This window comes from Olsenella profusa (genome assembly GCF_016900315.1).
Taxonomy (GTDB): Bacteria; Actinomycetota; Coriobacteriia; order Coriobacteriales; family Atopobiaceae; genus Thermophilibacter; species Thermophilibacter profusus_A.
Genome location: NZ_JACSNQ010000004.1, coordinates 1 through 13452 on the forward strand (window position 1 = coordinate 1; position 13452 = coordinate 13452).

Sequence of the window (13452 nt, forward strand, 5' to 3'; positions counted from 1 at the left end):
GGGAGGGGGAGGCGCGCCGCTGGCCCCGGCGCCCGTGGGCACGCCGCCCGCCGGGCCGCCCAGGCAAGGGCGCGGGGCGCCGCTGCGACCGCGGCCCGCTCCGCGGCGAAGAAGGGGGCGGCGGCGAAGCTGGTCGCCGCCGTCGCGCCCGGGGCGCTGCCCGCGGGGGCGTGCGTCGCCGCGGCGCTCTCCTTCGTCGTGTGCGTCCTAGCCGTCGCACAGCTCGTGTCGGCGCTCTTCGGGTTCTGGAGCCACGAGGAGTCGGCGGCGCGGGCGAGCGGGCTGCCGCCCTACGTGACCAGGGAGATGGTCGTCACCGCCCTTGAGTGCCAGGAGGAGTACGGCCACCCGGCCGGCTGCACGATCGCCCAGATCATCTGCGAGTCGGGCGTCGGCGACTCGCTGTCGGGCCTCGCCGAGCGCGACCGCAACCTCTTCGGCATCAAGTGGGCGGACTCCTTCGCGGGCTGCCCCGAGGTCGAGGGGTGGTCGAGCTGGCAGACCGGCGAGGAGCTCGGCGGCCAGGACGTCCAGGTGCAGGCGCGCTTCACAGTCTTCTCGAGCCACCGGGACTGCATCGTCTTCCGCTCCCGTGTGCTCCTGCAAGCCGAGCGCTACGCCGGCAACGCCCTCATACGCCGCGCCATCGAGGAGTGCGACTCGGACCTCATGGCGGAGGGCCTCAAGGACGCCGGCTACGCGACCGACTCGTCCTACGTCGAGGCGCTCAAGTCCGCGATGGACGCCTACGGCCTCAGGCGCTTCGACGGCATGACGGTCGAGGAGTACGAGAGCGGGGAGGCCGCCATGGCGGCGGTCCTCGAGGCCGCCCGCTCGCAGCTGGGGGTGCCCTACGTGTGGGGCGGCTCCACGCCGGGCGAGGCGCTCGACTGCTCGGGCCTCACCCAGTGGTGCTACTCGCAGGCGGGGATCGCGATCCCGCGCACCGCGAACGAGCAGCACGAGGGGGGCGAGGAGGTGCCCCTCTCCGAGGCGAGGCCGGGCGACATCCTATGGCGCGACGGCCACGTCGCCATCTACGTCGGCGGCGACTCCTACATCCACGCGCCCAAGCCGGGCGACGTGGTCCGGGAGGCGACCGGCGTCGCCTACTTCACCTGCGCGGTCAGGTACCGATAAGAGGGGGAACCATGGAAACCGGAACCGGGGCCGCCCGCGACGCGCGACGCGCCCCCGCCGCCGCGGCGGCGGGGCTGCTCGCGCTCGCGCTCTGCCTGCTCCTGCCGACGCCCGCCTACGCGGACATCGCCGGCGACATCAACTCGTGGCTCTGCGGCCTGCTGCGCGACCTGTGCAACTGGATCTTCGCCGCCCAGGTGGACGTGCTGTCGGGGATCGGCTACGACGGGGTGCTCTCGAGCGCCTTCGACTCGATGCTCGGCACCGCGGGCGACGTCACCATGCACGACGTGGCGCGCGGCGTCTGGGAGGCGGCGATACTGCCCATCGGCTGCGGGGTGCTCTCGCTGTCGTTCACGGTGCAGCTCATCCACGTCTCCCAGCGCATGGAGGGCGACGCCCGCGTCCCGGGCGTGCGCGAGGTGGTGTTCCTGCTCGTGTTCTTCGCCGTCTTCCTGTTCCTCGTCCAGCACAGCTTCGACCTCATGGGCTCGGTCTACGAGGTGGTCAGGCTCGCGATCCGCCGCGTCACGGACCTGTTCGGCGCGGGCGGCTCGCTCGACCTGACCGAGGTGAGCATCGTGACCACGGAGGACGACGTCGCGTCGCTCCTCGCCATGGTGGTCGTCGCGCTCGTGAGCTGGGTCGTCGTCATCGCCGCCTACGTCGTGGCGCTCGTGGTGTCGTGGGCGCGGGCCCTGCAGATCTACGTCATGGCGGCCGCGGCGCCGATACCGCTGTCGGTGATGGCCCTCGAGGAGGGTCGCCAGGTGGGCGTCGGGTACCTGCGAAACTTCGCCGCGGTGTGCCTGGCCGGCCTCGTCATCCTGGTCGTCCTGGTGTCGTTCCCCATCGTGCTCGGCGGCCTCAACGCCGCCTCCGCCGGAACCGGCACGCCCGTCGACTCGGTCGTGGGCGGCCTCTCCTACGCCCTCCAGTACCTCGCCATGTGCGTGCTGCTCATCCTCGCGCTCGTGAAGAGCGGGTCGTGGGCGCGCGACATCGTGGGCGGGTGACGCGCGTGGGCGGCCGCGGGCGGGGCCCGCCCCGGGCGGGCGGCGAAGGAAGGAACCGAGCGATAGGAGGCAGATTGGCCGAGAACGAGAGGCCCGAGGGGGCCCAGGGCGAGCGCAGGAACGTCTACATCACGCTCCACCGCAACTTCGTGCGAGAGGGCATCGAGTACACCGACCGCAGGACCGGCGAGACGCGCACCTTCAACCAGGTGACGCTGCCGGCCGGGACCGTGATCGACGGCAGGGACGTCGGGGGCTACGAGTTCAGTCCCCTGTTCGTGAACCCCGCGCGGTTCCGCGACCCGGAGGCGTGGCGGGACATCCCGCTGCTCGCCGACCGCGAGGTGCGGCTCTCGCGCTCCGTGCTCGACGAGGAGGGCAACCCCGTCCTCGGCGCCGACGGGAGGCGCGAGAAGAACGTCGTCACGGTCACCCCGCAGCAGATCAAGGACGCCCTCAAGGAGGCGCGGCGCGCCTACGCGGAGCGCATGCGCGAGCGCGAGGGGCTCGGCGAGCGCGCCGCCTCGGCGCGGGCGTGCTCGGAGGCCCTCGCCGGCAGGGAGGCGCCCGCCGCCGGCAGGGACGCCAGATAGGAGGAGAGATGGGGAATGAGGCGAAGGAATCACGCGGCCGCGCCCTGCGCGCGGCCCTCGTCGCGGCGCTCGCGCTCGCGGTGCTGGTCCAGGCACTCGTCGCGCCCGGCCAGGCGCAGGCCGCCGAGCGCGCGCCCGCGCTGTCCTCGGTCAGCTGGGCCGAGGCGAAGCCCAAGATCGAGTCGTACCTGGGGACGCCCTACGTGTGGGGCGGCAAGGACGACTCGGGGTGGGACTGCTCGGGGTTCGTCGGCTGGGTGATGGTCCACGTCTACGGGACCGAGTGGCCCGGCGGCTCGCCCGGCTACTGCGGCACCGACGCCATCAGGGAGTACGTCTCGGACGGCTGGGTGTACCACGGCGACTCGGCGCAGGGGTTCGACTCGGCCTTCGACGCCGGCACCGTGCGGCCCGGCGACGTCGTGGTGTTCTGCAACGCCTCGGGGTCGACCGTGCACACCGCGATCGTCGGCGAGGACCGCACGCTCTACCACGCCCTGAACGAGCGGATGGGCACCTGCCACCAGGCGTTCGACGACGTGTGGGGCGTGAACGGCGGCCACGGCAAGGTCTACGCGAGCTTCGACGTGTACCGCGGGCTCGAGGACGCGGGGCGCATCCGGCTCCAGAAGTCCTCCGCGCAGCCCGCCGCCACGGAGGGCAACCCGAGCTACAGCCTCGCCGGGGCGAAGTACGCGGTCTATGACGACGCCGGCGCGCTGGTGGCCACGCTCGTCACCGACGAGTCCGGCGCGGCGGGCCCCACGGCGGACCTGCCCAGCGGCACCTACACCGTGAGGGAGACCAAGGCGCCCAAGGGCTTCTCGCTCGACCCGGGCACCTACACGGTCGAGCTCGGCAGCGGGACGTGGGACGAGAGCCGCGAGGTCCTCGTGACGCCCGACCCCGAGGCGCCGCTCATGGCGGCCTCCGTCGAGGTGCGGAAGCACGACTCCGAGACCGGGGAGGGCTTGCCCCAGGGCGGCGCCTCGCTCGCCGGCGCGGAGCTCCTCGTCGAGCACTACGCCGTCGACCCCGCGTCCGTGGACGGCCCCGAGGACCTCGAGGGCCTCGAGCCCGACATGAGCGCCGTGGCGGTCACGGGCGAGGACGGCCGCGCGGAGGTCTCCTCCATGACGGCGGCCGACGGGGCCGAGGTGCCGGGCGTGCCGCTCGGCGTCCTGCTCGTGACGGAGCGGAAGGCCCCGGAGGGCTACCTCGCCTCCGGCGAGGAGTTCCTGCTCAAGGTGTCGTTCGAGGGCAACGCGTCGGCTGAGGTCTCCAATGAGGCCGACTTCGCCGAGGACGTCGTGCGCGGAGGGGTGCGCATCGAGAAGAACGACCTCGAGACCGGCGAGAACGCGCCCCAGGGCGGGGCGTCGGTGGACGGCGCGGTCTTCGAGGTCGTGAACGCGTCCGCGAACCCCGTGCTCGTCGGCGGGGAGGAGGTCGCGCCCGGGGAGGTGGCGCTCACGCTCGAGACCGAGGGCGGGGCCGCGGAGTCCGCGCCCGACGCCCTGCCCTACGGCGACTACCTCGTGCGCGAGGTGGAGGCCCCGGAGGGCTACCTCGGCACCGACGCCGAGGTGCCGTTCTCGATCGAGAAGGACGGCGAGGTCGTGGAGCTCACGGGCGAGCGCGCGGTGGCCAACCAGGTCAGGCGCGGCGACCTCGAGCTCGTGAAGGTCTCCGACGGCGACCTCTCCCGCATGGCGGGCGTGCCGTTCCGCATCACCAGCGCGACCACCGGCGAGTCCCACGTCGTCGTGACCGACGGCAACGGGTACGCCAGTACGGCGGCCTCGTGGAACCCGCACACAACGTCGACCAACGCCAACGACCAGGCGGCCGACGGCTCCTGGGACCCCTCCGCCGGAGTGTGGTTCGGGTCCTCCGGGCCCGACGACTCCAAGGGGGCGCTGCCCTACGACACCTACGAGCTTACCGAGCTCCCCTGCTCGGCGAACGAGGGCAAGGAGCTCCTCGGCCCCATCGAGGTGAGGGTCTACCGCGACGGCGTGACCGTGGGCCTGGGAACGCTCACGAACGACGACCTGCCCCGCACCGTGGTCTCCAAGAAGTCGGTGACGGGCGAGGACGAGCTGCCCGGGGCGACCCTGCGCGTCTACGACGCGGACGGCGAGCTCGTGGAGGAGTGGGTCTCCGGCGAGGAGCCCCACGAGCTCACGTTGCTCCCGGGCACCTACACGCTCCACGAGGAGGCGGCGCCCGAGGGCTACCTCGTCGCTAATGATGTGGCGTTCGAGGTCGCCGAGGGCGTCCCGGTGACGAAGGTCGAGATGGTCGACGAGCCCACCAGGGTGGAGGCCGGGAAGGTCGACGCGGCCACGGGCGAGCCCCTCGCGGGCGCCACCATACAGGTCGTGGACGCAGAGGGGGAGGTCGTCGAGGAGTGGGTCTCCGACGGCGAGCCCCACCTCATCGAGGCGCTCGCCCCGGGCGACTACCTCCTCCGCGAGACCGAGGCTCCCGAGGGGTACGCGCTGGCCGAGGACGTCCCCTTCACCGTGGAGGGGACCGCCGACGTCCAGGCCGTGACCATGGCCGACGAGGCGCTGCCGGGGACCGCCCCGGGGACGACGCCCGGCGGCCTGCCCCAGACGGGCGACTGGTCCTGGCTCGTCCCCGCGGCGTGCGCGGCAGGCGCGGCCGCCTGCATCGGGGGCGCCATCGCCCTCGGCTCCCGCCGCCGCGCCAAGGCGGCCCCGGCCGCTCCCGGATTCCGGCTCGGCGCCAGGGCCAGCGCGAAGGGAGGCAAGCGATGGAGATCGTGATCGCCTGCGCCGTCACCGCGGTCCTCTCCTCGACGGTCACGCTCGTCGCCTACGCGTGCTGCGTGGCGGCGGGCAACGCGGATCGGATTGATGGGGAAGGCGAATAGACACATGCCATGACCAGACGTCATGGCTTGAAGCCCCGCGGAGGCGAAGTTGTCTCGGCGGGGCTCCTTCGTATGCTGGCAAGCCGGGCCCGTGGGGATTAACGGTTGGGGCCCGATTTATGTTATGTGGCCCTATTCAAGTGGCGCGGCGCTTACGATTTCGCTGCCGAAGTGCGAAACCGTCGTCGGGGAGGTGCCAGGCCTGTTGGACGCAAGGTGCCGTCCGGGCCTCGCCCGCCCATGTTTCAGCGTGAGGTATAGGGATGCGTCTCGGCTGCTTACTCGCTGAGACGGGAAGGCTGTCGTCTCGAGATGACAGCCTTTCTCTGCTCTTGTCACCCTGAGATGTCAATTCCCTCCGCGCTTCCGATTGAGCGTTTTCCCGTAGACAGAATGATTGCGTACTTGAAATCGACTGGAAAGGAGAACCGGAATGTCAGACAACGTTAAATATCCTGCCGAACGGCTGAGTGTTGCGCTCAAGTCTCGGCAGGAGAGTCACGGGTCTTGCGAGCCCATGACTCAGGCATCGATGGGACATTGTGCTGTGCGCATGGCGGTGACCACGACTGGGCTCAGCAAGCGCTACGGCGACACGCGCGTGGTCGACAGCGTGGACCTCGCCGTGCCCGAGCACACGGTCTATGGCTTCCTCGGGCCCAACGGGGCCGGCAAGTCGACCACGATGAAGATGCTCCTCGGCCTCGTGCACCCCACGGAGGGCTCGGCCACGGTCCTGGGCACGCCCCTCACGCCGGAGAACCGCCTCGAGGTGCTGCGGCACGTGGGATCGCTCATCGAGAGCCCGAGCTGCTACCCGCATCTCACGGCGCGCGAGAACCTCGAAATCGTGCGGCAGCTGCGCGGACTGCCCAAGTCCGAGATCGACGAGGTGCTGAAGATCGTCCGCCTCGACGACCCGTCCGTGCGCCGCAAGCGAGTCGGGAACTTCTCGCTCGGCATGAAGCAGCGCCTCGGCATCGCCGCCGCGCTCATGGGCAGGCCGCCCTTGCTCCTGCTCGATGAGCCGACCAACGGCCTCGACCCGGCGGGCATACACGAGATCCGTGCCCTCGTGCGCGAGCTGCCGCGCATGTTCGACATGACGGTCGTCGTGTCGAGCCACCTGCTCTCCGAGGTCGACCAGATGGCCGACCACGTCGGGATCATCCGCAAGGGCCGGATGGTGTGGCAGGGCCCGCTCGCGGCACTCCACGCGCGCGGCCGGCACTGGATCGGCCTCAAGACCACGGACAACGCGCGGGCGCTCGAGCTCCTGCCCGGTGCGCAGACGGACCCGGACGATGCCGCCTACCTGCGCATCAAGGCGGTGGACGACGCCACGGCGGCGCGCCTCAGCCTGGGCCTCGCCGAGCGCGGCGTCGGCGTCGTCCGCATGGAGGAGCACGAGGACTCGCTCGAGGACATCTTCCTCGCGCTCACGGGGATGGAGGAGACGCTATGACAGCCAACGGGAAGGGGGCGACGGCCCCCGCGCGGCACCTCGGCATCGCGCGCCAGGTCGTCCTCGAGATCCAGAAGGGTAAGCGCAAGCACCTCTGGCTCATCTGCGCCGCCATGCTCGGCGTGCTCCTGCTGTGGTTCGGGTACCAGTCGGCGCGCCAGGTGGAGGTCACGTCGGACTACCGCGTTCTGCTCTACAGCCTGCCCACGGTCAACGCGGTCTTCCTCCCGCTGCTCTCCGCCGTGGTCGCCTCGACCGTCTGCGACGTCGAGAACCGGGCGAACATGTGGAAGCAGCTCCTCACGATGGAGCGGGCGGAGGACCTGTTCTGCTCGAAGTGGCTCACCTGCGCGCTCGTGCTCGCGGCGGTGGTGACCGTCGAGGTCGCGGGCGCCTCCGCCATCGGCGGCGCCCTCGGCTTCCAGTCGGTTCCCGCGTCCGAGAGCCTCGTGCTCTGGGTCTCGACGCTTGCCGTGTGCCTGTTCGTGGCGACGGTCGTTGAGTGTCTCTGCCTGTTCATCGCCAACCAGTTCGTGCCGCTCGTCGTGGGCGTGGCGCTGTCTTTCCTGGGGCTCTTCTCCATGTACCTGCCGGCGTATGTCTCCGTCTTCGTGCCGAGCTCCTACTTCGGGCTCCTGTCCACGGTGGGGATGAGCTACGACTACGCCACGGAGGTCATCACCTGGAGCACCGTCGCCTGGCCCGTGGGCTACTTCGCCGTCATCGTCCTCGTCACCGTCGCCGCGTTCGCGCTCTCCCTGCGCGCCTTCGCGAGAAAGGAGCTCTAGCATGCTCGCCTCATGTGTCCGAGCGGAGCTGGTGAAGCTCCGCCGCTCTCCGATCTGGCTGGTGTTCGTGGCGCTGCCCGGCATCTCCGCCCTCATCGGCTGCGCGAACTACCAGGGGAACCTCGGGGTCATCACGCCCGGCTGGTCGAACCTGTGGACCCAGCAGACGCTCTTCGTCTGTTACTTCTTCCTCCCGGCGCTCCTCGGCGCGGGGTGCTCGTTCCTGTGGCGCCAGGAGCACCAGGGCTCCAACTGGAACGAGCTCATGGTGCAGCCGGTCCCCATCCGCGACCTCGTGCTCGCCAAGTTCTGCGTGGGCGCGCTGATGTCCGCCCTCGCCTTCGCATCGATCCTGGCGTTCTACGTCGCGAGCGGCGTAGCCCTCGGGGTGCCCGGCGAGTTCCCGGCGGCGCGCATCGCCGAGTACGTGACGCTCGGGGTCCTGGGCTCGCTCGTGGTCGTGGCGATCCAGCTCGACATATCCATGGTGGTGCGCAACTTCGCCGCGCCGGTGGGCATAGCGCTCGCGGGAGGCGTGTCGGGCGTCATCGCCACCGTCGCCGGGTTCGGGAACGTCTGGCCCTACTCCCTGCTCCAGACCGGCATGAACTCGAACGAGCTCGTCGACCTGTCCGCCACCGGCGTCATCCAAGTCGTGGTCTTCTCGGTCGTGTACGCATCGCTCGCCATCGCGTGGGCGTGCCGATGGCTCTCGCGACGGGACGTCGTCGCGACGATGTGAGCTAGCCTGAGAACGGAGTCGGCCTGCACGGGTAGCACCGGTTTTCGCAGCTAACCGCTTTGCCACGCCCGATAGTGAAAGGATGGCGCTTGAGATGAAGAGGACCGTAGCCATGGTCATCGCGGCTATCGCCCTGTTTGCCGCCGCGTTCCTGGTCGTGCTCGCAGGGCCCCTCGGCGAGCTGGGCAGCAGGTTCGGCTGGAACTTCGGAACCTATTATGTCCAGGTTGACAACGACAAATGCGAGCCGACCAGCGAGGATGCCCGTCAGAGGTTCGGCGAGGAGATGACCTTCGAGTACAGGCTTGAGGGGGCGAGGGACGACGGCTCGACTGCGGACCTGAGTTTCCTCACCTCGCGCGAACTGCGTGACGGGGCGTACATCAAGTGCGACGTGTGGCCCCTCTTGGGCGTCAGAAGCTGGGAGGAGGTCGCTTGGGAGGCCATTCCCGAACCGGCGCGGGAGAACCTCCCCGAGGCGTTGCCAGTTGCCAGCTGATACGCCGGCGCTGCCGTGTGGCTCCCCGGATAGCGGCGCTGCCTCGTCATCTTGAGGGAGGTATGGGAAAATGAAAAGAAGGAGGTGGCGGCCATGAGGGATGCGGGCGAGCCGATGCGATCCGTCATTGGCCGGGCTATCGGGCGGTGGGATGATTCGAGGGAGCTGGCGCTCGTCGCGCCTGCCGCCTGCGTGATCCTCGAGGCGGTCTTCCTCACAAGGTACATCTCCTTCCTGCCCCCCGAATACGACGCGGCATCCGTGTGGCTTCTCGTGGGATGCGTCGCGGCGATCCTCGCGTGCGTCTTCCTCCGGAGGCGCTATCCCCTCGCCGCGACGCTCGCGGCATGCGCCTGCGCGGCGGTGTCGTCCCCTGTCGACGAGGGCGCCTACACGGGCGTCCCGCTCCTGGTGCTGATGTACGGCCTGGTCGCTCGTCGGGACCACCTCAAGGCGGCCGCGTCGGTGCTCGCCGTCATCGCCGCGTTCTGGGTGCCCGTCCACCTTGCGGGGGATGAGAACCTCGCCCTCGTGCACCTCGAGTGGATTTTGGCCGTGGTCGTGGCGGCGCTCGTGTCCCGCGCCCTGTGGACCAGGCGCCGTGCAGATCAGGAGCTTGAAGATGAGCGCACTGCACGTGAGCAGATTGCCCGCGAGCGTGACGAGGCCGAGGCGCGCAGCCGCATCGCCGGAGAGCTGCACGATTCGGTGGGCCATGACCTCACGGCCATCATCGCGCTTTCCGAGGGGCTCATGGGGGCGACCGGGGACGAGACGCTCGACGCAGCGGTAGCGAGCATCAACGATCTCGCGCGCGCGGGCCTCTCCGACACCCGACGTGCGGTCCGGCAGCTCTCGGCCCTTCACGGGGATGCCGCGGATGCGGGTCGCTCCGGCCTGCATACGTGGGACGACACCCGGCCCGTGCTCGAGCACGCGCGTTCCGCCGGCCTTGCGGTCGCGTTCACGGAGACCGGTTCCCGGTCGTCAGACCGCGCGCAGGCCGAGCTGGCTTTCTCCGTGACGCGCGAGGCGGTGACGAACGTCCTGCGCCACGCGTGCGGTGCGCGGCGCGTAACGGTGGCGTGGGACCATGCGGGAGACGGCTCCTGCATGGTCACCGTCCGCGACGATGGCTCTCCGGTCGAGGGGACCGGTGATGCGGGGACGGGGCTCGCGCGCCTGGGCCGGCGCGTTGAGGAGGCCGGTGGCGACCTGAGCGCCGGACCGTCTCCCGACGGAGGCTGGGAGGTCCGGGCATCCATCCCGCACCTCGATCCAGCTCCAGATGCAGAGGAGGCCGAGAGCCTATGAGCGACCACTTTAACGTGATGATCGTGGACGACCAGGCCGAGACCCGCCTGGGTTTTGCCCTGGTGCTCCGCCGTGATCCCTCGCTGCGCCTTTGGGGTCAGGCGGGCGACGGCAAGCAGGCGGTGGATGCCGTCGATCGGGCAGCCGAGGCAGGGCGGACGCTCCCGGACGTTGTGCTCATGGACGTGCGAATGCCCGTCATGGACGGCATCGACGCCTGCGCGCGCATCTGCGAGCGCCACCCCGAGGTTCGCGTGCTCATCCTCACAACGTACGACGAGGACGACTACGCCTTCGGCGGGCTCGAGGCGGGCGCCTCCGGGTTTCTGCTCAAGGACGTCCGCTCCCGCGAGCTCATCGACGCGGTCCACGCCGTCGCGGAAGGGGACGCCGTGCTCACCCCGCGCATCACCCGGGCGGTTCTCGAGGTCAATGTCCCCAAGGTCGTCTCGGGTTCCGAGCGCGAGCGCCTGCGCCGCGCCTTCCGCCAGCTCACCGACCACGAGCGTGAGATCTGCTCGCTCATCGCCGACGGCCTCTCCAACGGCGAGATCGCCGAACGCCTGGTCATCCAGCCCGCCAGCGCGAAGCGTGCTGTGTCGCGGATCCTCTCCAAGTTGGGCATGCGCGACCGGACGCAGATAGCCGTCTCCTGGTACCGGGCGGGGCTTTAGGGCAGCGGCTCAAATCACATTGTCTCTTTCAAACGATTACGGGAGGGGCCGCCCAACCGATCAATCCCCACGGACGGCCCCTCCCACCAGCTAATCATACCGTGGCGGAGGCGTGTTCACTACATCCAGCGGAATGCGGCGCGGAACAGCCAGCGCGCCGCCCTAAGCAAGATTCTCATAGTCCTCCTCCCCGAGCACCTCGGCGGCGAGCGTCGAGGGGGTGCGCGACGAGAGCGCGAGCGTGAGGCACGAAAAGCCCAGGCACGCGGCGTACATGAGCCCCACGCACGCGAGCGCGGCCTGCCCCGCCGTGAGCGGGTAGGGCGAGGAGAGCGCCATGCTCTGGACCGAGAGCCCGAAGCCCTCCGCCCCGTAGAAGGCGAGCGAGACCCCGACGACGATGGCGGCGCAGAGGACGAAGTAGGCGGTGGCGTAGGCGAGCGCGGCCACGACCTTGGCCGCCACGAGCGTCGAGCGGCCGCGCCGGGTGGCGAGCACCACCGCGTCCGCGCCGGACTGGTACTCGAAGGAGAACGCGGGCGCAAGCGTCACGCATACCGCCAGGATCGCGAAGACGAGGAAGGCCGCGCGGTCGCCCGCCGCGGGCTCCTGGGCCCCGGCTGGGGCGAGTGACGCCGGGCGAGGGGCCGCCACGAGAAGTCCCCACGGCGGCCCCTCCCCGGCACCTCCCGCCGCCGGCTCCTACCTCACGAAGAGGCCCCCACTCGTCACCCCGTAGGCCACCACCAGGGCGAAGAGCGCCAGGACGACGCAGCCGAAGCGCTTGGTGAGCCCGCGCGTCTCGAGCATGTAGCCCATGGGTTCGTCCCTTCTCTCCCGGGCGCGCGGACCGAGTCGCCGTGCCCGCGCGCCTCACCTTTCGGGTTCACCATCCATGGTGGGGCGCGTTTCTAACGAAGCCGTAACGGCCGATGGCGAAAGTTTTTTCAATCCGACCGCTCATCCGGGGCCGCCGCTGCGTTAATAGGGATAGAGGGAGGTGGCGCCGTGGGCGAGAGGAACGGGCGGGCGGAAGAGGCGGAGCGCCTGGTCGGCGAGCACTACGCCGACGTGCTGCGGTACTGCCGCAGGCACGCGCCGGCGGGGCTCGCCGAGGACGCCGCCCAGGAGACGTTCCTGCGCTTCGTCCGCGCCCGATCGCGCTACCGGGAGCGGGGCCGCGCCCGCGCCTACCTCGTCACAATAGCCCGCAACGTCTGCGCCGACATGGCGCGCGACCGCGCCTCCTCGTGGGCCGATCTCCCGGAGGCGCTCCCCGGCGGGGGCGACCCGGGCGAGGCGGACGACCGCCGCGACCTGGCATCGGCCCTCGCGCGCCTGCCCCGCGCCCAGCGCGAGGCGCTCGAGCTCAGGTACGGGGAGGGCCTCACGGTCGGCGAGGTGGGCGCCGCGCTGGGCATGAGCAGGTTCGCCGCGGCGCGCGCCCTGTCGTCGGCGCTCGATGCGCTGCGGGCGGACCTGGACGTTTCGACGGACGAGTGGGGAGGCACACGATGAGAAGGCGAGAAGAGCGTGCCCTCGAGGACGCGCTGCGAGAGCACTACCGGGCGGTGCCCGGCACCGACGCCGCCGCGCCCCGCGCGCTCGTGGAGGCGGTCGCGGCCGAGATGGCACGGCCCGCCCGGCCGCGCGCCGCGGAGGTCGTCGCCGGGCAGGCCCGTCGCGTCGGGGCGGGGGCGTGGGCGCTGCACGCGGCGCTCGCCCTCCTCGCCGTGCCGTGCGCCCTTTCCGGGGTCGGCGTCGGTACGGTCGCGGCGGCTCTCGGGGCGGCGCTCGCGCTCGCCTCGCTCGCGGGCGTCACGCGCTCGCGCTCCTGCGGCATGGCCGAGCTCGAGGCCGCGTGCCCCGTGAACGCCCAGGCCGCGGCGTGCGCCCGGGGGCTCGTGCTCTGCTGCGCGGACGCCCTCGCGATCGCCCTCCTCGCCGCCCTCTCCGGCCCGGCGGGGGGCGCGCCCTGGGCCGTGCTCGCCCAGGGGCTCGCGCCCTACCTCGCCGCCCTCGGGGCGGGGCTCCTCGCCGCCCGCCGCGTGGCGAGCCCGGACGCGACCGTCGCCGCCGTCGCCGCAGCGGCCGGGGTGTGCGCCGCCTGCGTCCTCGCGCGCACCGTCTGCCCGGCGGCCTTCGGCCCCGCGGCGGCGCTCGCCTGGTGGGCGGCCGCGGCGGCGGCCCTCGCCTTCGCCGCGGCGCAGGCCCGCGCGTGGCTGCGCGCGGCGGCGTCCGGCTTCGCCGACGCGCCCGCGTCCGCAGGCGCGCTCTAGCGACCCCACCGTAAGACCGACTACCAGAGAGGAAATCCAG

13 protein-coding genes are annotated in these 13452 nt (G+C 71.2%); 12 read left to right on the forward strand and 1 reads right to left on the reverse strand.

The window, feature by feature from the left end:
- The 10 genes from H9X80_RS03100 to H9X80_RS03145 all read left to right on the forward strand — a co-directional run.
- Positions 1–1140 (forward strand): NlpC/P60 family protein (locus tag H9X80_RS03100; RefSeq protein WP_204792898.1); only part of this gene is annotated, 1140 nt, incomplete at its 5' end.
- Positions 1141–1151: 11 nt separating this feature from the next.
- A complete protein-coding gene (locus H9X80_RS03105) occupies positions 1152–2156 on the forward strand; it encodes a conjugal transfer protein TrbL (RefSeq protein ID WP_239471525.1) in 1005 nt (334 codons plus the stop codon).
- Positions 2157–2230: 74 nt separating this feature from the next.
- The gene (locus H9X80_RS03110) at positions 2231–2749 is read left to right on the forward strand and encodes a DNA gyrase (RefSeq protein WP_204792899.1); all 519 of its coding nucleotides are present in this window, start codon (positions 2231–2233) and stop codon (positions 2747–2749) included.
- Positions 2750–2757: 8 nt separating this feature from the next.
- A complete protein-coding gene (locus H9X80_RS03115) occupies positions 2758–5544 on the forward strand; it encodes a SpaA isopeptide-forming pilin-related protein (RefSeq protein ID WP_204792900.1) in 2787 nt (928 codons plus the stop codon).
- A gap of 624 nt (positions 5545–6168) precedes the next feature.
- Positions 6169–7116: an ABC transporter ATP-binding protein gene (locus tag H9X80_RS03120; protein WP_239471528.1), complete on the forward strand. Its 948-nt coding sequence runs from the start codon at positions 6169–6171 to the stop codon at positions 7114–7116.
- The gene (locus H9X80_RS03125) at positions 7113–7904 is read left to right on the forward strand and encodes an ABC transporter permease (protein ID WP_204792901.1); all 792 of its coding nucleotides are present in this window, start codon (positions 7113–7115) and stop codon (positions 7902–7904) included. Before H9X80_RS03120 ends, H9X80_RS03125 begins: the two co-directional genes overlap by 4 nt.
- A gap of 1 nt (position 7905) precedes the next feature.
- Positions 7906–8646, forward strand: coding sequence for an ABC transporter permease (locus tag H9X80_RS03130; RefSeq protein WP_204585085.1), 741 nt, complete (start codon positions 7906–7908; stop codon positions 8644–8646).
- Positions 8647–8728: 82 nt separating this feature from the next.
- On the forward strand, positions 8729–9145 hold the full coding sequence (locus tag H9X80_RS03135; RefSeq protein ID WP_239471530.1) for a YxeA family protein: 417 nt from the start codon (positions 8729–8731) through the stop codon (positions 9143–9145).
- A gap of 114 nt (positions 9146–9259) precedes the next feature.
- Positions 9260–10459 (forward strand): sensor histidine kinase, encoded by a 1200-nt coding sequence (locus H9X80_RS03140; RefSeq protein ID WP_239471532.1) that lies wholly within the window; start codon positions 9260–9262, stop codon positions 10457–10459.
- The gene (locus H9X80_RS03145) at positions 10456–11133 is read left to right on the forward strand and encodes a response regulator transcription factor (protein WP_204792903.1); all 678 of its coding nucleotides are present in this window, start codon (positions 10456–10458) and stop codon (positions 11131–11133) included. The genes H9X80_RS03140 and H9X80_RS03145 overlap by 4 nt, the downstream gene beginning before the upstream one ends.
- A gap of 162 nt (positions 11134–11295) precedes the next feature.
- Here H9X80_RS03145 and H9X80_RS03150 read toward each other — a convergent pair whose 3' ends face one another.
- Positions 11296–11787 (reverse strand): hypothetical protein, encoded by a 492-nt coding sequence (locus H9X80_RS03150; protein WP_204792904.1) that lies wholly within the window; start codon positions 11785–11787, stop codon positions 11296–11298.
- A gap of 354 nt (positions 11788–12141) precedes the next feature.
- Between H9X80_RS03150 and H9X80_RS03155 the strand changes: the two genes are divergently transcribed.
- Positions 12142–12651: a sigma-70 family RNA polymerase sigma factor gene (locus H9X80_RS03155; RefSeq protein WP_204792905.1), complete on the forward strand. Its 510-nt coding sequence runs from the start codon at positions 12142–12144 to the stop codon at positions 12649–12651.
- On the forward strand, positions 12648–13412 hold the full coding sequence (locus tag H9X80_RS03160; protein WP_204792906.1) for a hypothetical protein: 765 nt from the start codon (positions 12648–12650) through the stop codon (positions 13410–13412). Before H9X80_RS03155 ends, H9X80_RS03160 begins: the two co-directional genes overlap by 4 nt.
- The last annotated feature ends 40 nt before the right edge of the window (positions 13413–13452 follow it).